This window comes from Zunongwangia sp. HRR-M8, assembly GCF_027594405.1.
GTDB lineage: Bacteria > Bacteroidota > Bacteroidia > Flavobacteriales > Flavobacteriaceae > Zunongwangia.
Window position 1 is genome coordinate 2,487,894 of sequence record NZ_CP115161.1, and the last position, 24,295, is coordinate 2,512,188.

Genomic DNA, 24,295 nt, shown 5'->3' on the forward strand with positions numbered 1-24,295 from the left:
TGATTGATGTCCTCTAAGAACTAAAAAAACAGTTATAAAATTGCATATAACTATTCTTTTAAGTTTTATTTAACATTTATTTAAGTTTGATAATTTTAGATTTCACCTCTAATTCATCCAATATTAAACATAAAAAAACCTGCAAAAATGCAGGTTTTTTAATTCTAAATAATGAAATATTTTTCTAGAATCTAAAGCCAAAACCAAAGCTCAATCGCCATCCTTCGTCACTTTTAAATAAATGAACAGTTCCGTTTACTGCTTCCGCACTATTAATCCAAATACCACCACCGTAGCTATCGTGCCATTCATCACTATCTTCGTTATCGGCCCAAACTCTACCAATATCGTATCCTCCAAAAACGCCTACCTGAAATGGCAAAAATGACGTTTTGAATTTATTAAAGCTATAGCGTAAATCTCCACCCGTTGCAAATGTGCTTTTACCGGCAAAACGCTGTAATCGGTAACCTCGTAAACCAGAGCCACTACCTAGAACTGCCGCCTGATAGAATTCGTAATCGCTACCAATGTTTATTTGTGTTTGAACATGACTTTTTAAAACCAATTTTCTACTTCTAATTAATGAATTATAAAATTCTAAATAAGATTTAAAATAACCATAATAACGGTCTGCTTCTGAAGTGTTTAATTTACCGCCTAAATTTAGATCAAATTGCATTCCTCTACTAGGGTTTAAAACATCATCATAACTCTCATAACGATAAAGAGCATCTAGACCAGCAAAAAATTTCCTTTCAAAAAATCCATCAGGATTTTCAGGAGTAAATTCATCTATAAAGCGTCCCTCAGTATTATCTACTTCTACTGTTTCGAAACTTGCTTTGTAACTAAAATAACTTCCAAATGGTGTTTCGTTAACTAAACCAACATCACCACCAATTCGGCTAATCTTTACACGATTATAGTCTAGAGTTCTATCGTCGTCTAAATTCACGGTCTCATTTCCGTAGCCAAAAAAGTTTCTTGCAAAATTAGGACTTGTAAAATGAGCTCCTACCTGCAAATTATAATTTCCTATAATAGTAGCGAATCTTGCTTGATAATCTAGATCAAACCCATCTGTAGCAAAATAGAAACCGGCGTTTAATTCATGCTGAGATGTATATGGGTTGCGCTTAAAATTGTTTATCGTATACAGTGCTTTAAAACCAAGCTTTAAACCATCATCTGGATTATAACCTATTCCCGGAGTTATACTTGTAGATTTAAAAACTTTTTTATCCTTATCGTAAACATTTAAATCGTATTTATCGGTAAATCTAAAACGAGCATCTTTACCTTCTTCTATAGTATTTGGTTTAGATTTATAATCATAGATTTTAAGTTTTTTCTTATTTCTTATTCTATAAATATCATTATTCTGCCCTCCAATAATACGGGTGTAAATTAAGTGATCTCCTTCCCCGTCTACGGTTATTATATCATCGTCATCAAGAGCATAAACCCAAATATCTTTTGTAAATTCTTTATCATAAACATAATCACTCACAATGTCTTTTCGCTCTCCTTTTTTATTACGGTAAACGGTTACTCTTGTTTTGCCTTCTGGCATTCTGGTAATGTCTATAAAATCATCTTTATCAGTACCTGTGATAATCGCTAATTTTGCGTAATAATCGTAGTATCGTTCGGCAATATCAACAATATTGTCTCTTCGGCCTTTTACCTTTTTTATAAGATTTTGAGTGATATCTCCCTGCGTTTCCGGCGGGAGCTTACTAAATGCATTTTCTATAACCTGATCGGTAATATTTTCCTGCACAAATCTTGCCTGAGCTAACCATGTATCTTTTCCGGTATTCTGAAGTATAGAACGATCTAAGCCAATTGCTGCAATATTAAACCACTCTATATTTGGTAATTTTTCATCGTAGACAGCGAATTGATTTGCCAAACCGACCAATGAGCGTAAAGTTCCAAAAAAAGCACCGTCGAAATTTGAGAAAACCTGATCCCGATCTCTGGGTATAGGTGTGAAAGTGTGATTACCTTCTTCATCTTCGTTCTCCGCCCATCGCCATTGATCTTGATGTCGATCCCAGTCTCCAACAAGCATATCAAAAATTCTAGCTTTAACGTAAGCGGGTTCGTCTACTTTATATTTCTCATCTCTTCTAATTCGCTCAAACATATCTGCTGTGCTAACGATATCATGATTTGGAGCGCCAAAACTTTTGTTTTTCAACCAATGCTCTTCAGGACGTTCTACAATCATATAAACATCATCACCATGATTTTCGTTCATGGCACCAAGATTATCTTGCTTTGGCAAATAATAAATTTCAGGATTCGTATGTGCTAAACCAATAGCTTCAGACAAAGTGGGTATTGCTAAAAAAGCAAATGGATGTGCAGAAGTATAGAAGTCGCTTATGATATCTTCTGCCGCCGTATTTTGAAATTGCTTTTCTATAGGCTTGGTTTTATAAGCTACCGTTTGCAAAAATTGTACTGCATCCTTTCTTATTCTTCTAATATTATATTCTCTATCTAAAGAATCTTTAACCCTAATAGATACCGTTTGGTGACCACCACCTTCCAGTAGTGGTGTTAATCCTCCATAAAGTGTATCCAAATCTGCTACTTTATAAGTAACATCGGTACCGTATAATTTCCGGTAGCGTTCTCCCCATAAAGTTTTATACAACCCGCTAACATCGGTTTCTTCTTTGGAATATATACTTGTAGTTTCTGTTTTAGGGAAAGAATCTGGATAATCTGCTAATTCGTAAGGTTTAGGTGAAGCAAAAACTTCTTTTTGGTACATCAATTCAGGTTTATCATCTTTATTCCGATAGTAACTTACCCAAGAAGATCCGTCTTTAAAAACATCGTATACCGCAAATCCCTGAAGTGAAAAAGCAAATAAGCCGTCTGTTCCTAGCGCTACATAATTTTCTTTAGAACCAGATCCTGAAATTATTTGTTTTATTCCATCATGATCAATATACTGAAGTGTATGCTCATGGCCAGAAACAAAAATTACTCTTTCTTTACCTTTTACCAGTGTTTGTAATCGATCTGAAAGTGATTTATAACGTTCGTTTTGTAAATCCTGAATAGATACTCCGCCCGTTGTTCTTATAAGCATAGCCAAAGATCCAAGAAGCGGAATTGGAATTTTATTTTGAGAAGGATATAAATGTCGATTAAAATTATATTGCCCCCCATGAATACCGTTTGAAAATATTGGATGATGCAATGCAATAATCACTGTTTTATTCTGAGATTTCTTAAGTTCACTCTCAATTTCAGTAAATAAGGCTTCTCTAGTTTTTATTTGCTCGCAATTGTCGTTTATCGTAGGGCTTTTGTCCCAATCTTCTAAATACCATTGCGAATCGATAATAATCATTTGAATATCTTCTGATATTTCTTTGATTTCTAAACCACAACCGGTGCTGGGTGACCAATCTAAAGAATCGCCGTATTGTTCTATTAGATATTCCTCTTGTCGCTCCAAGCCTTCAACTCGTTCGCTATACCAATCATGATTACCGGGGATATAAATAACTTTACCATTATAATTTTCTACAGCATCAAGCTGTGCATCTAGTCGATATTCAGATTGTTCGCGTAAAGGATCATCTTTAGGAGGCATTCCCGCAGGATAAATATTATCACCTAAAAAAATAGCGTAATCGCCGCGTGTATCCCGTTCTTTAATAAACTCTTTAAAAACTATTAAAGCTTTAGAAGTTCCACCAGCGGGTGAATATCCACCATCACCTAAAAGATAAAAAGTCTTTTCAATTTCTTTATTTTCAGGATATTCGAAATTTGTAGTTGGTTCTCCCTTACGATATTTGGGATCTGAGCTTGTACAAGAAGCAACAAGCGTTAAAATTAATAAAAAACAGTAGTAGTTATTTCTTTTCATAAATGTTGTTACACAAATTTTCGTAATTTGGCCTCTGTTAAACAAGTAATTTATAGATGAACAACCTCTTAGATAAAGCTGATAAATATATCCTTGAACTGTTCAAGGAAAACCTTCCAAATACTTATCTATATCACAATTATAAGCATACAGAAAGGGTTGTTAAAAGTACAGAAGAATTAATTGAACATTCTGAAATTAATGTTAAACAAGAAGAAGCGCTAAAGCTGGCTGCTTGGTTTCACGACAGTGGTTATACTGAAGGTTATGATAAGCATGAAGAATCTAGTGTTAAAATAGCTAAGAACTTTCTTGAAGAAAATAACGCCACCCAGGAACTTATAAATATGGTTTCAAGGTATATTATGGCCACAAAATTTAGCCATAATCCTGAAGGAATTGGAGAAAAAATTATTCGTGATGCCGATTCTTCACATTTTGCAAAAGAATACTACGATGAAACCAGCGAACTCTTAAGACAGGAACTTCAATTACATAATCGTAAAAATTTCTCTTCCAGCGAATGGATCATGGAGAATATCAAAATGCTTACAGAAAAGCATACCTTTTATACAGATTATGCGTTAAAAAATTGGAATCAGGCCAAAGAACAAAATCTTTTAAATCTCGTTGAGAAGCAGAATAAAAGAGAAAAAAAGCTAACTAAAGAAGAGCATAAAGCCCGTCTAAAAGCAAAATATAAAAACGATAACCCAGAACGTAGTATCCAAACTTTGTTTCGTGTAACGTTACGAAATCACATCAAACTTAGTGATATTGCAGATACAAAGGCGAATATTTTACTATCGGTAAATGCTATTATAATTTCATTAGCCATCTCTAATCTTATTCCAAAATTAGATGCGGTAAGTAATCGGCATTTACTAATTCCTACATTAGTATTGGTTCTTTTTAGTGTGGCTTCTATGATATTATCGATAATGTCTACACGGCCCAATGTTACCAGTGGCGAATTCACTAAAGAACAGGTTAAAAATCGTGATGTAAATCTTCTTTTCTTTGGAAATTTTCATAAAATGCCTTTCGATTTGTTCAAATGGGGAATTAATGAAATGATTCAGGATAAAGATTATGTTTACGAATCTTTGATGCTAGATTTACATCTTTTAGGTAAAGTACTTCATCGCAAATACTTATTGCTACGATTAACGTATACCGTTTTTATGCTAGGAATTATCGTATCTGTAATAGCTTTTGTGATTGCATTTTATCTAATGTAAAAGAAATAACATGGAAGAGTTTAATGCAACTCTTCCATAAGATTTTCGTAAGTTATAGAGTCTTGATGATCTTTTTTATCTGAAGTATATAGAACATTTACACGTATTGCTTTTAAACCAATCACCCCCTGAACATCTTCTAGCTCTAGTAATTCTAATTCGTCTCCTAAATAATCTTTTGCTTGTAAATACTTTACATATCTCAAATATTCGCGTTCATCAGATTTTTGAGAATAAATAATTACAATCTTACCTTTTTGAGTAATTCGCTCTTCAGTTCCCTTAATGAATGCTTTATCAATTCGTTTTTTAATAATTTCGTAGCGTGCATTATAAGTGCCGTCGACATCAAATTTCTTTTCATCCATCCGATACCTAATAGATAAAGTAGAATTATAAACTAAAATTAGTGAAGCGGCATCTAGATGCATAGGTGTAGATTCTTGCAAATGATAGAATTTATTTTCCATTTCTACCATCGTCTTAATTTGCCACAATCTTAGGTTATAAAGATAAACGGCATTAAAAGGTTTATTTTTGGTTAGCGATGCCCCGATATACATATTGTGATCTACACCATCGGTTTTGTAACGTTCAAAATAATGAGGATAAATTTGCTGCGCTTCCGACTGTTTTTTATCTAAAAAACGAGACATGGTACGATTAATTTGTTGCACCGTGTCATCATAATTTTTACGGTGATTATACACAATACCTGTCTCAGGATTTAGCAGTTCTTGATACTCGGCAACCATTCCGCGAATTTCTTCACTTTGTTTCTCTAAGTGTTCCATTAATGGATTCACCTCTTTTTGCAAAAGACCAAATATTTTTTGCTCACTACTAGCGTTTAGACTCTCATCGATGTCTTCTCTAAAGTCTTTAATCCTGAACTTCACCTGTTCGTAAATAGGTAATTCTTCAATTTTATAAGCTTTATCAATAATATTAAGAATTACATCTAATTGATAAAGCAAATCTTTTTGAATAGCATCATTCCTAGCGTCACTACTTGCTACGATATCAATTTGCCCGTATAAAGGATAAACATCTTTAAAAACAATATCTTTAAAAGAAGCTAAACCGTCGCTATCGTAATCACTGATGAATTTACGTGCTTCCCGTTCAAAAATCCAGAGAACACTTGGGTGGATTGATGTACATTCGCTCTGGATTACAGCTTTTACACGATTTTCAAAATCATTTTTGTTCCGCTCTGATGCAGTGATGATATATGGCAAAATCTCATCAAGCTTCATTGCATTGATCCGATTTAATACATTTTTTCGATTGGCCACTAATTCTAATACTCCTACCAAAGTACCATTTTTTGATAATGGCGCCAAAATGCAGCTTTTAACATCGTTCGCCAGAAGATTTTTGGCTAAAAGATTGTCATTTTCTTTAGCATAGATTTCCACATTAGGAATGCTAAATTTTTTATTCTTCTCAATAAGACTATTAAAACTTTGCTCGCAAATACCGGTTTTACAATCGCTGGATAGATCTTTATTCAGCATAAAACTTTTTGCGTTCATTTTAGTGACGCGTTCAAAAGTTTTTTCATCAATATTGTAACTCGTAAATCCTACACGTAGATCTGGTACTTTATAAATAGTTCTAAAAATACCTTGCAATTTTTCAAGCTCGTCTTTGCGTGTCGTTTTTTGGAAAAGTAAGGTTGTTTTCAATTCAGATATAGCATCCTCGATAGTTACATCTGTAAGGTTTACGATTATGAATCCCTTGAAAACCCAGCTACATGGAGGGAATTTCTCTTTCCAAAGATCAATATTATCCACATCCTGAAGTAATTCATCTACATCATCTTGTGTAATTTCTTTTGCTTCTTTTTTAGGATACAGTTCCACAAAATCACCATTCAAACTCGCTCTATAATGCTTCTCTATTCCATTTTCGTCTGGAATATCATAATATGGTGGTCTGGAAAAATCTAAATTAAAATCGTAATAATTATTTAGAATATTAATACAGGCATGAATGTATTTAGAATTCCCGTCGATTTCTCGCATTTCAGGCTTAAAATCTTCTCCTGCAGCCTCTATAATTTTTTTTAAACGATTAGAATGATTAAAAAGTAAATTATGATAAGGTATAGAAACTGCTTTAATCTCGTTATTACTCAAAACGCTGGGAAAAAGATCGTCAAGTAAAATTTTAATTGGATCCCGATATTTTTTTAACTCCTCTATAGTATCAATTCCATCGACAAGGTTTGGATAATCCTTAATATAATTTAGCACGCTTTCGATATAATTTTTGGCAATAGGATTTTCTTCAACTTTAAGCCGATCTTCGTATTGCTCTATTACTTTATGAAAGCTAACTTTTATATCTAAGGGAAAATCCTGTTTTTGATCCTTCATTCTTTATCGCGTCGTTTTCGGTAAATTATATCGGTTTTTAAATTACAAAACTTTTGCAATAATCACACCGCTTTCAATCACCAGTTCATTACTTTTGCACAAAATTAATATTTTATCATGCGAAAATTAATAGGAATAGCTAGTTTATTGGTTATACTAACCGGATGCGAAAAAGATAAGGGATATTCGATCTCAGGTAAGGCTGATGGTATCGAAAATGGAAAGAAAATTTATATTTCTGAATTAACAGATCTAAACCAACGTCCAGAAAGAATTGATTCTACTACCGTAAAAGACGGTAAGTTTGAAGCAGATCTTGCAGAAACCAAAAGTCCTAATTTAAGTTATCTCGAGGTTGAAGGTGTAAATGGTATGGTTCTTTTTATTTCTGAAAACGAAAATATCGATTTTACATTATATAAAGATAGCTTACAGACTTCTAAGAAACAAGGAGGTAAACAAAACGAACTTCTTAATGAATATCTTGAAAACTTAAATAGCATAAATAAAGAGGTTAGTAATTTAAGAGTAGAGATGCGATCGGCTTATCAAAGTCAAGACTCTACGAAATTGGAAACCTTACAAGGTACACAACAAGAAATTATGGATAACGACAAGTTATTCAAAAAACAAATTATTAAAGAGAACAAAGATGCATTTGTATCTTTAATGGCGATAATGGATTTGTTAAGAATGCAGGGAGCTACTACTAAAGAGCTTAAAGATATGTACAGTTCTTTAAACGAAGAAATTAAAAACACACCGCTTGGTAGTAAAGTTGGAGAACAATTAGAATCTATGACGGCTACAGAAATTGGTAGCAAAGCACCAGATTTTAGCGCTACTACTCCAGAAGGTGAAAATCTTGCATTGCGTGATGTTCTTGGTAAAGTTACGATCGTAGATTTTTGGGCATCATGGTGTAAGCCTTGCCGAAAAGAAAACCCTAATGTGGTTAAAGTTTACAATAAGTATCATGATAAAGGCTTAAATATTATTGCTGTGTCTTTAGATAAAGAAGAAGATAAAGATAAATGGTTACAAGCTATCGAAGATGATGGTCTTATTTGGAATCACGTATCTAACCTACAGGCCTGGAATGATCCTATTGCTAAAAAATACGGAGTTCGTGCTATCCCGGCAACTTTTATCTTGGATGAAAACGGAGTGATCGTAGATCGCGATGTTAGAGGTGAAGAAGCGCTAGACAAAAAAATAGAGGAGCTTTTAGCGAATGCTGAATAATTTCTTCGGAAATAATTTAAAAAAAATCCCCGGCAAAACCGGGGATTTTTTTGTTCTACTAATTCTATATTGTTGATTAATATAATTGAAAACTTATCGTTACACTTACGCTAATCTCCATTTCACCAGGAGCGATAGTTTGTTGATCTGAACTCTGTGAAGACTTCATCTCTGCCATTCGCATTACTGGATAATTATTCTGACTACTTTCTGAAATCATTACCGCTTTACCAATTTCCTGATCTAATGGAGCCACAAGATCTTCAGCTTTTTGCTTTGCATCTAAAACCGCTTTTTTCCTGGCCTCCTTTTGATACTCTTCCATATTAGAAGAAGAGAAACTTACGCTATTAATTCGATTTAAGCCATTTTTAAGTAACCCCTGCATAATCTTTTCGTAGTTTTTTAAGTTTTCCAACTTAATAGAAATAGACTGGTTGGCTACATACGTTTCTTCTTTGGTATTATAATCAGTACGCTTATTAAGATTCACATATTCGGTCTGGATATTCTTTTCAGCAACACCTTGAGATTTTAAATATTTGAATATATTATTCGCTATTTTATCATTTTCCTTCTTAACATCTTCAGCATTTAATCCTTCTGTTTCTATTCTAGAACTTATAGTAACCTGATCGGGAACTACATTTACAGTACCTTCTCCATTTACATTAACTACATTTCTTTCAGCAGAATTTTGTGCGTTTACACCCATGCTGGTGATAACCGCCAGTAGTAGCACTAACTTTTTCATAAGATTGATTTTTTTTTTAGATTTATAGTAAGTATTTCAAATACGATACCAAACTATAATTTACCGGTACGATGAAGGATAAATAAAATAATGATTGGAATAGCTAAAAGTATAACCATCATAAGATGAGCCTCTAATACATAAGGAGCAAGAATTATTGTTGATAAATATCCTCCCACCGCTCCGCCAAAATGAGCATCATGACCAATACTATCTCGTCTACTCTTCATACCGTAAATAGTATAAAGCAAATAACCAATTCCAAATAAGTATGCAGGGATAGGTATAATAAAAAACAATCCTAGCATCATATCAGGATTTAGTAAGATTGCTGCATATAACACGCCCATTACTGCACCACTCGCCCCTACGGCGGTATAGTGATACTCATCCTTATGGAAATAAAGAGAAAGTAAATTGCCTAATATCAAACTCACTAAATACACAACAATAAAACCTGTGGTACCCAAATAATACATCACAGATTCCGCAAAAAAATAAAGCGTAAGCATATTCACAAATAAATGAGAATGATCTACATGTAAAAATCCCGAAGTAAATATTTGATATTTTTTACCACTTTTTATATCAGCAATATTGAATTTATATTTATGAAAAAATCCTGGATCATTAAATCCTTTAAAGGATATAATCACGTTAGCCGCGATAATGATAATGGTTACCAAGCTTAAATCTCCCATAGGTGTTGCAGTTTAGTTTCAAATATACCATATATTTGCTGAAAGTTTTTTTATGCAAGGATTAGTTTTCTGGCTGGCCTATCCTCTACTTTGGTTAATTTCTATTTTGCCATTTAGGCTATTCTATATTTTTTCAGATTTAATTTATATTTTGGTGTATCATTTAATTGGTTACCGGAAAAAAACGGTCGTTAAAAACTTAAAAATCGCTTTCCCTGAAAAGTCTGAAAAAGAAAGAAACATCATCAAAAAGAAATTCTACCACCACATGTGCGATATGTTTCTAGAGATGATTAAAACGATGAATATTTCTGAAAAAGAAATTAAAAAACGTTTTGTATTTACCCATCCTGAAGAAATTGAAAATATTAATAAACTTGGCAAAGGTGTTTTAGTAATGTGCGGACATTATGCCAGTTACGAGTGGATGATTTCTATGGAAGTATACGGACTCAAATTAAAAGGTCACGGTATTTACAAAAGGATTAGAAATAAACGCTTTGATAAACTTATTAAAGACATTCGCGGAAAATTTAATACTGAAATGATCGAATCTCACCGTGTAGTGAGCACCATCGCGCGCCATCAAAAAAATGATCTAAAAGGAATTTACGGAATGATCGCCGATCAAACCCCAAAGCGCGCAAACTATAAATTCTGGACCGATTTTATGGGCGTTAAAGTTCCTTTCTTCACCGGATCTGAAAAACTAGCTAGAGATTTTGATATGCCGGTGTATTACCTTGAGGTTGAAAAAGTAAAGCGTGGTTTTTACGAAGCTCGATTAAAAGAAATTACCAAGACACCACAATCTGAACCTGATTTCTTTATCACCACTTCTTTTCGTGACCGATTGGAAGCTCAAATCAAATCTAATCCCGAATTTTATCTTTGGACGCACAAACGTTGGAAACATCGTAATGCTCCCATTCCAGAAAATGCTGTGGTGAAATAAATTCGAAATTACTGATATACTAGCATTAAATAATGCCTTAGTTTTCCTGCTCAGTCAAAAGACATAATTTATAATTTTTCAAATATTAAGAGATTTAGCATAAGCGGCTTAGCTAATTTTCAAGCTGTATAACTCTTTTTAATAGTTGGCCTGAGATAAAAATACTTTTCACTGAAAACAGTGAAAAATAATATGTTATAAAAAATGATTTTTGTGAACCGGTAATTTTTAAATCAATCTATTTTTTATGGATTTTAAATTTTTCCAAAAAAACTATTCTAAAAAACAAAAACATTAAAATTAAGATTATGAAAAACCTATTAGCCATTCTCTTTTTAGTTGTAAGCATTTCTGTTAGTGCACAAAAAAAGAACGATCCTACTGCTGAAGAAACACTAGACAGCATCCAGCTTACTTTAAAAAAGAATCAAAAAATCCAGCAAACTTATTCACTAAGCCAAATTGATTATATACTGGATAGCTATAATAAATCGGAAGAAACTAATAAATTTAAAGTTCACTTTTCAGCTTCGTTAGAACATCAAATCGATAAAACATTTTTAGATTGGCTTAAAGGCAACCCTGAAGAATGGTCTGGAAATTTAATTGTTTATCAAAACGGAAAAAAAGAACCTGTATTTACCTTAGATTTTGAACAATCTAAAATCTCTTCTTTTAGCCAAACCATAGATAAAGAAAGACCTCTAAATACAATTATTTATTTTGCTTCAATCCTAGAAGATGTGCAGATAAATGGCATCGATTTAGAATAAATGCCCACATCAAAAAAGCCGAAATTATTGAATTTCGGCTTTTATTCTTTTATGGGAAAACTTATGAGATTATTTTTTTAATCTCTTCAATCATTTGTTGTGCAAGTTCATCGGCTTTTTGTTGTGATTTTGCTTCGGTATAAATTCGAATAATAGGTTCTGTGTTCGATTTTCTTAGATGTACCCAGTTTTCAGGAAAATCGATTTTCACTCCGTCTACCGTGCTAATTTCTTCATCAGCATATTTCTCTTCCATCGCTTTTAAAATGGCATCGACATCGATTTGCGGAGTCAGTTCAATTTTATTTTTGCTCATATAATACGCAGGATATTCAGCTCGCAATTCAGAAACTTTTACGTTCTTTTCAGCTAAATGTGTTAAAAACAAGGCTACACCTACCAAACTATCACGCCCGTAATGCGCTTCAGGATAAATAATTCCGCCGTTTCCTTCTCCACCAATTACCGCATTACTTTCTTTCATTAAGGTGACCACATTTACTTCTCCAACAGCGCTGGCATTATAATTTCCGCCATGTTTTTGGGTAACGTCGCGTAAAGCTCTAGAGGACGATAAATTACTAACTGTATCACCCGGAGTTTTTCCCAGCACATAATCGGCACAGGCCACTAACGTATATTCTTCACCAAACATTTCTCCGGTTTCATCGACAAATGCCAAACGATCTACATCGGGATCTACCACCACTCCAAAATCGGCATTTTCCGTTTTCACCAATTCGCAAATATCAGTAAGATGTTCTTTTAAAGGTTCTGGATTATGTGGAAAATGACCATTTGGTTCACAATATAACTCCACCACCTCAGCGCCTAATTTTTGTAGAAGTTTTGGGATGGCAATTCCGCCAGTAGAATTTACCGCATCTACAACCACTTTAAATTTTGCAGATTTTACCTTTTCAACATCGACCAACTTCAGTTTTAAAACTTCCTCGATATGTCGATCAATATAATCATCGATTTCAATAATTTTTCCAAGATCGTCTACTTCGGCAAAATTAAAATCATCACTCTCGGCGATTTCAAGGATCTTGGCTCCGTCTTCGCCGCTTAAAAATTCACCTTTCCTATTCAGCAATTTTAATGCATTCCATTGTTTTGGATTGTGACTTGCAGTGAGGATAATTCCGCCATCTGCATTTTCTAAAGGCACCGCAACTTCAACTGTTGGTGTTGTAGACAAATCAATATCTATCACGTTTATTCCTAAGCCAATTAATGTATTTACCGTTAGTTGTTGGATCATACTCCCAGAAATTCTGGCGTCGCGACCAATAACGACCTTTAAATCTTTTTTATCTGAAGTCCATTTTAACCAGGTCCCGTAAGCGGCAGCAAACTTTACGGTATCGATTGGTGTTAAGTTATCACCAATTTTCCCACCGATAGTGCCACGTATTCCTGAAATAGATTTTATTAAGCTCATGTTGTAAGTTTGTTTGTTTCATCCGGCTTTTTTAATGCCTTTTTACAAATATAGCAGGATGCGCCGCCTACTCAAAATCTTAACATAACTTAAAGAAGTAGATATTGTATATTGTGAAAATGAATTACCTCGCCCACATTTACCTTTCTGGCAATAACGACATGCTTAAAATCGGTAATTTTATCGCCGATTCTGTAAAAGGAAAGCAATATTTAGAATACCCAAAAGCCGTACAAAAGGGAATTACTTTACATCGCAATATCGATGAATTTACAGACTCCCACCCTATTGTTCACCAAAGTGTTCACCGACTTTTTGAGAAATATTCGCATTACAGTACCGTAATCGTTGATATTTTATACGATCATTTTTTGGCTGCCAACTGGCAAGATTTCCATAAAACGAAATTAGAAGAGTACAGTGCAGATTTTTACAATCTTATTCAAAATAATCCCGATGTGTTACCAAAACGGGTAAAAAATTTTATGCCCTACATGATCGAACATAATTGGCTTGTTACCTATTCTACTATAGACGGAATTGGGCTAATTTTATCACAAATGAATAAGCGTACAAAATTTAGGTCGAAAATGGACGAATCTGTAAACGAACTTCGCCAATATTATGATGAGTTTAAAGATGAATTCTATAGGTTTTTTGCTGAACTTGAAGAATTTTCAGAAAAAAGAAAAAAAGAACTACTAGAACAGTAATTGCCAATCGATAGTTTAAAAAAATCACTCAATTTTAGATTGAAATTAACAATGGTGAAACTTTGCTTACTTTTTAGTTAGCAATGCATTGAGTAACTTTGCGATCTTGATGAAAAATATGACGAAAACTGAAGAAAAAATAGAAGTTTTAGGAGCCAGAGTTCATAATTTAAAAAATATTGACGTAGAAATTCCCCGTGAAAAATTAGTTGTGATCACGGGACTTTCAGGATCTGGAAAATCTTCTCTTGCTTTTGATACGATTTATGCTGAAGGCCAACGCCGCTATATTGAAACATTTTCTGCTTACGCACGCCAGTTTCTTGGTGGTTTAGAACGTCCCGATGTCGATAAAATTGAAGGACTTTCTCCCGTAATTGCGATCGAGCAAAAAACCACTAGTAAAAATCCGCGTAGTACGGTAGGAACCATAACCGAGATTTACGATTTCTTGAGGCTTCTTTTTGCCCGTGCCGGTGAAGCTTACAGTTACAACACCGGTGAGAAAATGGTAAGTTATACCGATAATCAAATTAAAGAATTGATTATCGAACATTATAAGGATAAACGCGTAAGCATTTTGGCTCCCGTGGTGCGATCTAGAAAGGGACATTATAGAGAACTATTCGAAAATATCGCCAAACAGGGTTTTGTTAAAGTAAGAACCAACGGAGAGATTAGAGATATCGTAAAAGGTATGAAGCTGGATCGCTATAAAACGCACGATATAGAAATTGTAATCGACCGGCTTAAGATCGACGATAATACCGATGCGCAAAAACGTCTGGACGAGAGCATTAAAACCGCGATGTACCATGGCGATGATGTGCTGATGATCATGGAACAGGAAACCGGTGAGACGCGTTTTTTTAGTAGAAATTTAATGTGTCCTACAACCGGGATTTCATATCCAAACCCAGAACCTAATACCTTTTCTTTTAATTCTCCAAAAGGAGCTTGTCCTAGCTGTAATGGTATTGGTACACTTTATAAGGTTAATGAAGATCGAATTATACCAGATAAATCAAAGTCTATCAAAAAAGGTGGACTTGCGCCACATGGACCGCAAAAAAAGAATTGGGTATTTTCCCAACTTCAGCTTATTGCAGACCGATTTGACTTCAGCCTGAATGATCCTATTGAAAAAATTCCGAAGGAAGCCATGGATATGATCATGAATGGAGGGAAAGAAAAATTCAGTAAAGAATCTAAGACCATAGGCATTACTCGAGAATATAAAATCGATTTTGAAGGTGTTGCTACATTTATTGAAGAAACTTTTAAAAATAATGATTCTACTTCACTGCGACGATGGGCTAAAGAATATATGGATAAAATAGAATGTCCTACCTGTAATGGAAGTAGATTACGAAAAGAATCGCTTTACTTTAAAATCGACAATAAAAATATTGCTGAATTAGCGAATCTTGATATTAGTGATCTGGTAGCTCTTTTTGAAAATATGGAAGAACGACTTTCAGAAAAACAAAAAAAGATCGCTACAGAAGTGGTTAAGGAGATTAGAACCCGACTTCAGTTTTTAGAAGATGTTGGGCTTACCTATTTAAACCTAAATCGAAGCTCTAAAAGTTTATCTGGTGGTGAAGCACAACGCATTCGATTGGCGACTCAAATTGGGTCGCAATTAGTTGGCGTACTTTATATTTTAGATGAACCAAGTATTGGTTTGCATCAGCGTGATAACGAAAAACTAATCAATTCCTTGGTTTCTTTGCGAGATATCGGAAATTCAGTAATCGTGGTAGAACACGACAAAGATATGATCGAACGCGCCGATCATGTAATTGATATTGGGCCAAAAGCAGGAAAACACGGTGGGGAAATTATTAGCCAGGGACCACCTTCAGAAATGCATAAAAACAGCACGCTTACTGCAGATTATTTAAGCGGCAAAAGAGAAATCGCTGTTCCAAAGGAAAGAAGAAAAGGCAACGGGAAGAAAATAAAACTTACTGGTGCTAGCGGAAATAACCTAAAAAATGTTTCAGTAGACTTTCCTCTGGGAAAAATGATCGCTGTAACTGGAGTTTCGGGAAGTGGAAAATCAACCTTAATCAATGAGACACTTTACCCGATTATGAACACGCATTACTTTAATGGCGTTAAAGAACCTAAACCTTATAAAAAAATAAAGGGATTAGATCATATCGATAAAGTAATTGATATCAATCAATCGCCGATTGGGCGTACACCAAGAAGTAACCCGGCGACCTATACCGGTGTTTTTTCTGAAATTAGAAGCCTTTTCGCTAAAACTCCTGAAGCTTTAATTAGAGGTTATAAACCTGGGAGATTCAGTTTTAACGTAAAAGGTGGTCGATGTGAAACCTGCAAGGGTGGCGGACTTCGAGTAATCGAAATGAATTTTTTACCCGATGTTTATGTGGAATGTGAAACCTGCCACGGAAAAAGATTTAACCGCGAAACTTTAGAAATTCGGTATAAAGGCAAATCGATTGCAGATGTGTTAGAAATGACTATCGACGAAGCAACAGATTTCTTTGAGCCTATACCCAAAATCTATCGAAAATTAAATACAATTAAAAATGTTGGTTTAGGCTACATTACGCTTGGGCAACAAAGTACTACCTTATCTGGAGGTGAAGCTCAACGAATTAAATTAGCTACTGAATTATCTAAGCGTGATACCGGCAATACATTTTATATTTTAGATGAACCCACAACCGGACTTCATTTTGAAGATATTAGAGTATTAATGGAAGTCCTTAATAAACTAACCAATAAAGGAAATACAGTTTTAATTATCGAGCATAATCTGGATGTTATTAAAATGGCAGACCATATTATCGATATTGGCCCAGAAGGTGGTAAAGGTGGTGGCGAAGTGATCGTTACCGGAACACCAGAAGAAGTCGCCAAAAACAAGAAAAGCCATACGGCTAGATTCCTAAAAAAAGAACTTAAATAAAAATTTTGAATTCGAACCTTTCGGATAACGAAAGTTAGATGGATTGGAACGAAAAATTTAATCCCGATTTTCGGGCAAAAGAATAAAAGAATGAGACCAAAACAAGGAGGAAAAACCTGGAACGAAATAAGAACAAACGATAGCTGGGCAATCTTTAAAATTATGGGCGAGTTTGTGAATGGATACGAAAAATTGAGTCAGATTGGCCCATGTGTTTCGATATTTGGTTCAGCTCGTACAAAACCCGATATGAAATATTATAAGCTTACTGAAGAAGTAGCGAAGAAAATAGTAGATCATGGCTACGGAATTATAACAGGTGGTGGTCCCGGGATTATGGAAGCAGGAAACAAAGGAGCACATCTTGCCGGAGGAACTTCAGTTGGACTTAATATTGAACTACCTTTTGAGCAGCACGACAATCCATATATTGACAATGATAAAAGTTTAGATTTCGATTATTTCTTTGTAAGAAAGGTAATGTTCGTTAAATATTCTCAGGGATTTGTGGTAATGCCGGGAGGTTTTGGAACTTTAGACGAATTGTTTGAAGCGATTACACTTATTCAAACCCATAAAATCGACAAGTTTCCTATAATTTTAGTGGGAAGCGATTTTTGGAGTGGTTTGGTAGAATGGATAAAAACTACGTTATTAGATAGTTTTAAAAACATTAGCGCTCCAGATATGGATCTTGTTCAGGTAGTTGATACTCCAGAGGAAGTAATTGAAATTCTGGATAAATTTTATGAAGAGTACAATTTAAGTCCTAACTTCTAAACCTTGATATCAAAGTTTTCGTAAGCATATTAGACACTAAAACCTAAAAGCCTTTTGAGAAACTTTCTTCTATTAGTTTTATGTTGCCTAGTTAATATAACGAGCTTGGTCGCTCAGCATTATATTTCAATAGATGCTAGAATAAATAAAGAAGAGAGTAAAATTTATATTCAACAGGAAGTTAAATTTTTAAATACTTCCACAGAAGCAATTAGGGAAGTTTATCTAAATGATTGGGCGAACGCGTTTAAGGATAAAAGTACTCCCCTAGCACGGCGCTTTGAGGAAGAATACATAAGAAAATTTCATTTTTCTAAACCAGAAGAAAAAGGATATACTACGATAAATAATGTAAAACTGGATGGTGACAGTCTTATTTGGCTAAGACCTAAAGACCATCCAGATATTATTCGGGTTCTGTTAAATAAAAAGATCGAACCTGGTGCATCAGTAACACTTCATTTTGATTACAATATCAAATTGCCCAGCGATAAATTTACTCGCTTTGGTGTAAGCGATAAGGGCGACTACAAATTAAAATTCTGGTATTTAACTCCGGCTGTTTTTAATGGGGGTTGGAAAATTTATAGCCATAAAGATATTGGCGAGCAATTTACACCGCCTGCTGATATTGATATTCATCTAAATACACCTACCGAATTTAGTCCTTCGAGCTCATTAAATATTACCGAAAATTATGTTAAAGGCAATAGAAGATGCATTTCATTATCGGGGAAAAACCGGGTTGAATCTGAACTTTTACTCACCCAAACTTACCAGTTAGAAACCTTACCCGTTGGTCGCCATCGATTAGTAACTAATCTTGATGATGATGGTTTGCAACCAGAAATAAAAGATCTAATTCTTATTAGAATTTTTGATTTCTTAGAAGAACGTTTGGGAGCATATCCCCACAAAAAACTTTTAATTACCAAAGAAGATTATCTTAAAAATCCTGTTTATGGCTTAAACCAATTACCCGATTTTATAAGACCTTTCCCCGATGGTTTTAATTATGATATTCAGCAATTAAAAACAATTACCAACAATTTTCTTAGCAATAGCCTTTTACTTAATCCAAGAGAAGATCAATGGATTTATGATGCCATAGCTATTTCAATAATGATGGATTATGTAGATCGTTATTATCCAAAAATGAAACTTCTTGGTAGTCTTAGTAAAATTATAGGTCTTCGCTGGTTTCATGCAGCAGATCTGGAATTTAATGATCGCTATCAATTGCTTTATATGAATATGGCGCGAATGAATATCGATCAGCCTCTAAATGAACATAAAGATTCGCTATTAAAATTTAACCTTAATATTGCCAATCCTTATAAAGCCGGAATTGGAATAAAATATTTAGAAGATTATCTTGGAAGCACGGCTGTAAGAAATTCGATTTCTAAATTTTATTCAGAAAATAAATTAAAGCTGAGCAATGCAGAAGAATTTGCCTCGATACTTCGGAACAATACCGATAAGAATATAAATTGGTTTTTCGAGGACTATGTGAGTACTCGTAAAAAAATCGATTTCAAAATATCGAAACTCAAAAAATCTAAAGATTCACTTAAGGTTACAATTAAAAATCGTCGGGAAAATAACCTGCCCGTTTCTCTATATGCGATTAAAAACGACCAAATAATTTACAAAACCTGGGTAGACAGTATTAATAAAGAGAAAACAGTGACGATCCCGCGTAATGACGCCGAAAGAATTGCACTAAACTACGAGCAGATAATCCCTGAGTTTAATCAACGCAATAATTACAAAGGGGTTAGTAAATTATTCAACAAACCACTTCAGTTTAGATTACTAGAAGATATTGAAGATCCACGATATACGCAAGTTTTTTTTATGCCAGAGTTCGAATACAATTTATACGACGGTATAGCCTTAGGCCCTAAATTATATAATACGACATTTTTGTCACGCAATTTCAGTTTTAAATTATCTCCAAAATATGGTTTTAATAGTAATACAGTAGTTGGGAGCGCAGGTTTAGATTACACTTGGCAATATCTAAATCGCGACTTAAGCACTATTAGAATGGGTATAAGTGGTAATAGATTTTCTTATGGATACGATTTGTATTATAGAAGATACACCCCTTATCTTAGCTTTTACTTTAGGCCGCAAAATCTTCGCGATAACGAAAGACAAACTTTATCCATAAGAAATGTAAATGTGTTTCGCGATGATAACCCGGAGATTGAAAATGAAACCCCTAATTACAATGTTTTCAATATTCGCTATGCTTTTAGCAAATCGTATTTAGTAGATCGTACCTCAGCACTGATAGATTACCAGCTTGCAGAAAATTTTAGTAAAGTTTCATTAACACTTCAATATCGTAAGCTTTTCAAAAATAATCGCCAGTTAAATTTAAGATTTTTTGGTGGAGCATTTATTTATAGAGACATTCAGGATTCAGATTACTTTAGCTTCGCTCTAGATCGCCCTACAGATTATTTGTTCGATTATAATTACTACGGAAGAAGCGAAGGCTCTGGATTATTTAGCCAGCAAATTATTATGGCTGAAGGCGGCTTTAAATCTCAGGTGATGCCAGAATACGCAAACCAATGGATCACTACAGTTAATGCAAGTACTAATATCTGGAAATGGATTTTTGCTTACGGTGATGCCGGAATAGTAAAAAACCAAGGCAAGAACAGCGAATTTCTATACGATTCAGGAGTTCGCGTAGCCCTTGTTGAAGATTATTTCGAATTATTTTTCCCGGTTTATTCAAATTTGGGCTGGGAAGTAGCTCAACCCAATTACGACCAAAAAATTCGATTTATAGTTTCTCTGGATATCAATACATTAATAAGATTATTTACCAGGCGTTGGTACTAAAGGACTAGAATCCGAAAATTTCAGCAAGAACTACAAATTTTAAAGAATTCAACAAAAACTACAATTCGCTAATATTTTTTAAATTATATTTAATTAATCGATGTTAAAATATGTTATATTTAAAATATCACGATTTTTATGAATTGTGTATAATTCTAATTTTCGCTATATTTGTATGATCCAAAAAAGAAGTTCATGCAAAGCGAAACCGAAACTAAAGAATCGATTTCTTACGAAGATTTTAAAACTCAGGTTTTAGAAGATTATAAAGTTGCCGTTACGAGCCGAGAATGTAGTTTACTGGGAAGACGAGAAGTACTAACCGGAAAAGCTAAATTTGGTATTTTTGGAGACGGAAAAGAATTGCCACAACTTGCTATGGCTAAAAGCTTCAAAAACGGAGATTTTAGATCTGGTTACTATCGCGATCAAACGTTTATGATGGCGATTGGAGCTCTTACCATAGAAAACTTCTTTGCCGGCCTTTACGCCGATACAGATATTAAGAATGAGCCAATGTCTGCAGGTCGCCAAATGGGTGGCCATTTTATTTCCCACAACATAAATGAAGACGGAAGTTGGAAAAATTTGATGGAGCAGAAAAACTCTAGTGCAGATATTTCTCCAACTGCAGGACAAATGCCAAGATTATTAGGATTGGCGCAAGCTTCTAAAATTTATCGTCACGTTGAAGGTATTGATGCTGAAAAATTTTCAGATAACGGAAATGAAATTGCATGGGGTACCATTGGAAATGCCAGTACCAGTGAAGGACATTTTTGGGAAACTGTAAACGCAGCAGGTGTTTTGCAAGTTCCAATGATCTTAAGCGTTTGGGATGATGAATACGGAATTTCTGTTCACGCAAAACATCAAACAACTAAAGAAAGTATTTCTGAAGTTTTAAAAGGTTTCCAAAGAGATGAAGATAAAAACAATGGTTACGAAATAATCGTTGTGAATGGTTGGGATTATGTAGCCCTTGTTGAAGCTTATGATAAAGCTCAGAAAATCGCCAGAGCAGAACATTGCCCGGTACTGATTCATGTGGTTGAGTTAACACAACCGCAAGGCCACTCGACCTCTGGATCTCACGAACGTTACAAAAGTGAAAAACGTCTTGCGTGGGAAAAAGAATATGATTGTAATACACAATTTAGAAAATGGATTATCGATAATGGATTCAGCACTCCTGAAGAGATTAGTGATTTAGAAAAGAATATTAAGCGAGAAGTACGAGAAGGTAAAAAACGCGCTTGGGAGGCTTATATTAATCCTAATAAACAAAGACAAAAAGAATTACTGCATCTTTTAAGCACTATAGCTAAGAAAAGTGAAGATGCAGAGAATATCAAGAAATTAATCAATGGGCTAAAAAGTTGCAAAGAGCCTCTTAAAAAGGATGTTCTTTCAACTGCGAGGAAAAGTTTAAGACATCTCATTAATTTTGAAGGTAGTGAAAAAAGAGATTTGCTAGCCTGGATGGAAGACTTCAAAGTCCAAACCGATGATGAATATAGCAGTCACCTCTATAGTAACAACAAAAAAATTGATGAAGAAATAAAACCATTTTATAGTGACGAGTCTAAAACTGTGGATGCAAGAATTGTAATTCGTGATAATTTCGATAAGATTTTTGAAACTCGTCCAGAAACCTTAATTTTTGGAGAAGACGCTGGAGAAATTGGAGATGTAAACCAAGGTTTAGAAGGGCTTCAGAAAAAATATGGAGAATACCGTGTTGCCGATACAGGGATTAGAGAAGCGACGATCTTAGGCCAGGGTATTGGTTTATCTTTAAGAGGTTTACGTCCTATAGCTGAAATTCAGTATTTAGATTATGTAATGTACGCATTACAAACAATTAGTGACGATTTATCAACTTTACATTATCGTACCAAGGGAACACAAAAAAACCCACTTATTGTTAGAACTCGTGGACATCGCCTGGAAGGTATATGGCATAGTGGATCGCAACTTGGTGGACTTTTAAATTTAATGAGAGGTGTTTATGTTTTGGTTCCTAGAAACATGACAAAAGCTGCCGGCTTCTATAACAATCTTTTAGATTTAGATAATCCTGCATTAGTTATCGAATGCTTAAATGGCTATCGTTTAAAGGAAAAGCTGCCAGAAAATTTAGGAAAATTCAAAACACCAATCGGAAAAGTAGAAACGATTAGAGAAGGGAAAGATATCACCTTAGTATCTTATGGTTCAACACTTAGAATTATTGAACAGAGTGCTGAAGAACTAGCTGAAAGCGGAATAGATGTTGAAATTATTGATGTCCAATCTTTAGTTCCTTTTGATATTTCCAAAGACATTGTAGAGAGTGTTAAGAAAACTAACCGTCTTCTGGTAATCGATGAGGATGTGCCAGGTGGAGCCTCTTCTTATATTTTACAACAAGTGCTGGAAGACCAAAATGCATGGAGATATTTGGATAGCAAACCACAAACGCTAACTGCCAAAGAACATCGCCCGGCTTACGGTAGTGATGGTGATTATTTTTCTAAGCCATCACCCGAGGATGTTTTTGAAAAAGTTTATGGCATTATGCATGAAACCAATCCAGAAAAATTCCCGAAATTTATCTAAGTATTATAGATTCTTAATATTAAAAAAGCCGCTATGTTAGCGGCTTTTTTTTTAGATAATTATATAATTAATAAATTCTTGCAAAAAGTCCTTTCTGGTTTCCGGTACCACCGCTACCGCTCATATTCATATGTCCGGTATTTCCGTTCCCGTCGTAACCATAAGCAAGATTATTTTGGGCCCAACAGTTTGTAACGGTATGGCTTACATTTTGGTTAGCGCTACCTAATTTAAAACCATTTCCATCGCCATTAACTCCATAGCCATTATTATAGGCATTACAATTTTTAATGGAAACTGAATATGGCTGCCCGTATAAATCCCAACCATCATCAGAATTATGGGTAGCAGTGCAATTGTTAAACTGATTACCAGGTCCTGCAGATAATTTGCATGCATAACCATCTGCATTTTCTCCTCCGTTATTAGCATCGTAATTATCGTAAGAGTAACTATTATTAATACTGTTATGATGGGACCCATTGTAAATTTGAAGACCAGAATCGCCATTCCCATGGGTGGTTACATTATATACCCAATTATATCCACCATGCTGAAAAACAATCCCGCAATCTGGTGCATAGCGTATCGTCATATTACTAATATTCCAATAACTACCATTCACTTTAACACCCCAACCAGAAGAGATATTAGAACAATCTAAAGTTCCCCCTGTTAAATTAATTTTACCGCTCGAAGTTCCATTACGTAAAAGCTGTAACTGCTGGGTAAGATAAATGGTTCCGTTGATAGTTATTATATCACCGGGGTTTGCATTATTTACGGCGTTTCTCAATTGGGTCTCGTTATAAACGCCAACGCTAGCGTCTAAAACTTTCAGATCATCTTCCGTTTTGTCCAGATCATCTTTGCTACAACTGGTAAAGAAAAGACAGAATACGACAAAAATTTGTACAATTTTTTTCATGATAAATTAGTTTAAATAGGTAACCTAAAGATAAATAGGATTCGTCTTAAG

At 34.4% G+C, this 24,295-nt stretch carries 15 protein-coding genes; 9 read left to right on the forward strand and 6 right to left on the reverse strand.

Annotation, left to right across the window (positions count from 1 at the left end):
* Nucleotides 1–184 precede the first annotated feature (184 nt).
* Nucleotides 185–3,904, reverse strand: coding sequence for a metallophosphoesterase (locus PBT89_RS10725; protein WP_270061902.1), 3,720 nt, complete (start codon nucleotides 3,902–3,904; stop codon nucleotides 185–187).
* A gap of 56 nt (nucleotides 3,905–3,960) precedes the next feature.
* On the opposite strand from PBT89_RS10725, the gene PBT89_RS10730 reads away from it, so the two are divergent.
* On the forward strand, nucleotides 3,961–5,145 hold the full coding sequence (locus tag PBT89_RS10730) for a Pycsar system effector family protein (RefSeq protein ID WP_270061903.1): 1,185 nt from the start codon (nucleotides 3,961–3,963) through the stop codon (nucleotides 5,143–5,145).
* Nucleotides 5,146–5,165: 20 nt separating this feature from the next.
* Here PBT89_RS10730 and PBT89_RS10735 read toward each other — a convergent pair whose 3' ends face one another.
* Entirely contained in the window at nucleotides 5,166–7,532 is a 2,367-nt protein-coding gene (locus PBT89_RS10735) for a GAF domain-containing protein (protein ID WP_270061904.1), read from the reverse strand.
* 117 nt (nucleotides 7,533–7,649) lie between these two features.
* On the opposite strand from PBT89_RS10735, the gene PBT89_RS10740 reads away from it, so the two are divergent.
* Nucleotides 7,650–8,777 carry a redoxin domain-containing protein gene (locus PBT89_RS10740; RefSeq protein ID WP_270061905.1) on the forward strand — a complete coding sequence of 376 codons (1,128 nt, stop codon included), beginning with the start codon at nucleotides 7,650–7,652 and terminating at the stop codon, nucleotides 8,775–8,777.
* Between the two features lie 76 nt (nucleotides 8,778–8,853).
* Here the strand turns inward: PBT89_RS10740 and PBT89_RS10745 are convergent, their stop codons facing one another.
* Together PBT89_RS10745 and PBT89_RS10750 are read right to left on the reverse strand one after the other, a co-directional pair.
* Nucleotides 8,854–9,531 (reverse strand): SIMPL domain-containing protein, encoded by a 678-nt coding sequence (locus PBT89_RS10745; RefSeq protein WP_270061906.1) that lies wholly within the window; start codon nucleotides 9,529–9,531, stop codon nucleotides 8,854–8,856.
* Between the two features lie 53 nt (nucleotides 9,532–9,584).
* On the reverse strand, nucleotides 9,585–10,232 hold the full coding sequence (locus tag PBT89_RS10750; RefSeq protein WP_270061907.1) for a rhomboid family intramembrane serine protease: 648 nt from the start codon (nucleotides 10,230–10,232) through the stop codon (nucleotides 9,585–9,587).
* Nucleotides 10,233–10,284: 52 nt separating this feature from the next.
* Here PBT89_RS10750 and PBT89_RS10755 point away from each other — a divergent pair, with 52 nt between their 5' ends.
* Nucleotides 10,285–11,187 carry a lysophospholipid acyltransferase family protein gene (locus PBT89_RS10755; protein WP_270061908.1) on the forward strand — a complete coding sequence of 301 codons (903 nt, stop codon included), beginning with the start codon at nucleotides 10,285–10,287 and terminating at the stop codon, nucleotides 11,185–11,187.
* 308 nt (nucleotides 11,188–11,495) lie between these two features.
* On the forward strand, nucleotides 11,496–11,960 hold the full coding sequence (locus PBT89_RS10760) for a hypothetical protein (protein WP_270061909.1): 465 nt from the start codon (nucleotides 11,496–11,498) through the stop codon (nucleotides 11,958–11,960).
* A gap of 61 nt (nucleotides 11,961–12,021) precedes the next feature.
* On the opposite strand, the gene glmM is transcribed toward PBT89_RS10760, so the two are convergent.
* Nucleotides 12,022–13,407 carry a phosphoglucosamine mutase gene (gene glmM, locus PBT89_RS10765; RefSeq protein WP_270061910.1) on the reverse strand — a complete coding sequence of 462 codons (1,386 nt, stop codon included), beginning with the start codon at nucleotides 13,405–13,407 and terminating at the stop codon, nucleotides 12,022–12,024.
* Nucleotides 13,408–13,526: 119 nt separating this feature from the next.
* On the opposite strand from glmM, the gene PBT89_RS10770 reads away from it, so the two are divergent.
* The 5 genes from PBT89_RS10770 (at nucleotide 13,527) to PBT89_RS10790 (ending at nucleotide 23,316) form a co-directional block, all read left to right on the forward strand.
* Nucleotides 13,527–14,120, forward strand: coding sequence for an acyl carrier protein phosphodiesterase (locus tag PBT89_RS10770; protein ID WP_270061911.1), 594 nt, complete (start codon nucleotides 13,527–13,529; stop codon nucleotides 14,118–14,120).
* Nucleotides 14,121–14,238: 118 nt separating this feature from the next.
* A complete protein-coding gene (gene uvrA / locus PBT89_RS10775; RefSeq protein WP_270061912.1) occupies nucleotides 14,239–17,070 on the forward strand; it encodes an excinuclease ABC subunit UvrA in 2,832 nt (943 codons plus the stop codon).
* Nucleotides 17,071–17,160: 90 nt separating this feature from the next.
* On the forward strand, nucleotides 17,161–17,850 hold the full coding sequence (locus PBT89_RS10780; protein WP_270060975.1) for a TIGR00730 family Rossman fold protein: 690 nt from the start codon (nucleotides 17,161–17,163) through the stop codon (nucleotides 17,848–17,850).
* A gap of 105 nt (nucleotides 17,851–17,955) precedes the next feature.
* Nucleotides 17,956–20,715 carry a metalloprotease gene (locus PBT89_RS10785; RefSeq protein ID WP_270061913.1) on the forward strand — a complete coding sequence of 920 codons (2,760 nt, stop codon included), beginning with the start codon at nucleotides 17,956–17,958 and terminating at the stop codon, nucleotides 20,713–20,715.
* Nucleotides 20,716–20,910: 195 nt separating this feature from the next.
* Entirely contained in the window at nucleotides 20,911–23,316 is a 2,406-nt protein-coding gene (locus PBT89_RS10790) for an alpha-ketoacid dehydrogenase subunit alpha/beta (RefSeq protein WP_270061914.1), read from the forward strand.
* Nucleotides 23,317–23,383: 67 nt separating this feature from the next.
* Here the strand turns inward: PBT89_RS10790 and PBT89_RS10795 are convergent, their stop codons facing one another.
* Entirely contained in the window at nucleotides 23,384–24,244 is an 861-nt protein-coding gene (locus PBT89_RS10795; protein ID WP_270061915.1) for a right-handed parallel beta-helix repeat-containing protein, read from the reverse strand.
* Nucleotides 24,245–24,295: the final 51 nt, after the last annotated feature.

Excerpts from the sequence above, each read along its gene's own strand:
- PBT89_RS10725 (WP_270061902.1), bottom strand. The coding sequence starts at position 3,904 with ATGAAAAGAAATAACTACTACTGTTTTTTATTAATTTTAACGCTTGTT.
- PBT89_RS10730 (WP_270061903.1), top strand. The coding sequence starts at position 3,961 with ATGAACAACCTCTTAGATAAAGCTGATAAATATATCCTTGAACTGTTC.
- PBT89_RS10735 (WP_270061904.1), bottom strand. The coding sequence starts at position 7,532 with ATGAAGGATCAAAAACAGGATTTTCCCTTAGATATAAAAGTTAGCTTT.
- PBT89_RS10740 (WP_270061905.1), top strand. The coding sequence starts at position 7,650 with ATGCGAAAATTAATAGGAATAGCTAGTTTATTGGTTATACTAACCGGA.
- PBT89_RS10745 (WP_270061906.1), bottom strand. The coding sequence starts at position 9,531 with ATGAAAAAGTTAGTGCTACTACTGGCGGTTATCACCAGCATGGGTGTA.
- PBT89_RS10750 (WP_270061907.1), bottom strand. The coding sequence starts at position 10,232 with ATGGGAGATTTAAGCTTGGTAACCATTATCATTATCGCGGCTAACGTG.
- PBT89_RS10755 (WP_270061908.1), top strand. The coding sequence starts at position 10,285 with ATGCAAGGATTAGTTTTCTGGCTGGCCTATCCTCTACTTTGGTTAATT.
- PBT89_RS10760 (WP_270061909.1), top strand. The coding sequence starts at position 11,496 with ATGAAAAACCTATTAGCCATTCTCTTTTTAGTTGTAAGCATTTCTGTT.
- glmM (WP_270061910.1), bottom strand. The coding sequence starts at position 13,407 with ATGAGCTTAATAAAATCTATTTCAGGAATACGTGGCACTATCGGTGGG.
- PBT89_RS10770 (WP_270061911.1), top strand. The coding sequence starts at position 13,527 with ATGAATTACCTCGCCCACATTTACCTTTCTGGCAATAACGACATGCTT.
- uvrA (WP_270061912.1), top strand. The coding sequence starts at position 14,239 with ATGACGAAAACTGAAGAAAAAATAGAAGTTTTAGGAGCCAGAGTTCAT.
- PBT89_RS10780 (WP_270060975.1), top strand. The coding sequence starts at position 17,161 with ATGAGACCAAAACAAGGAGGAAAAACCTGGAACGAAATAAGAACAAAC.
- PBT89_RS10790 (WP_270061914.1), top strand. The coding sequence starts at position 20,911 with ATGCAAAGCGAAACCGAAACTAAAGAATCGATTTCTTACGAAGATTTT.
- PBT89_RS10795 (WP_270061915.1), bottom strand. The coding sequence starts at position 24,244 with ATGAAAAAAATTGTACAAATTTTTGTCGTATTCTGTCTTTTCTTTACC.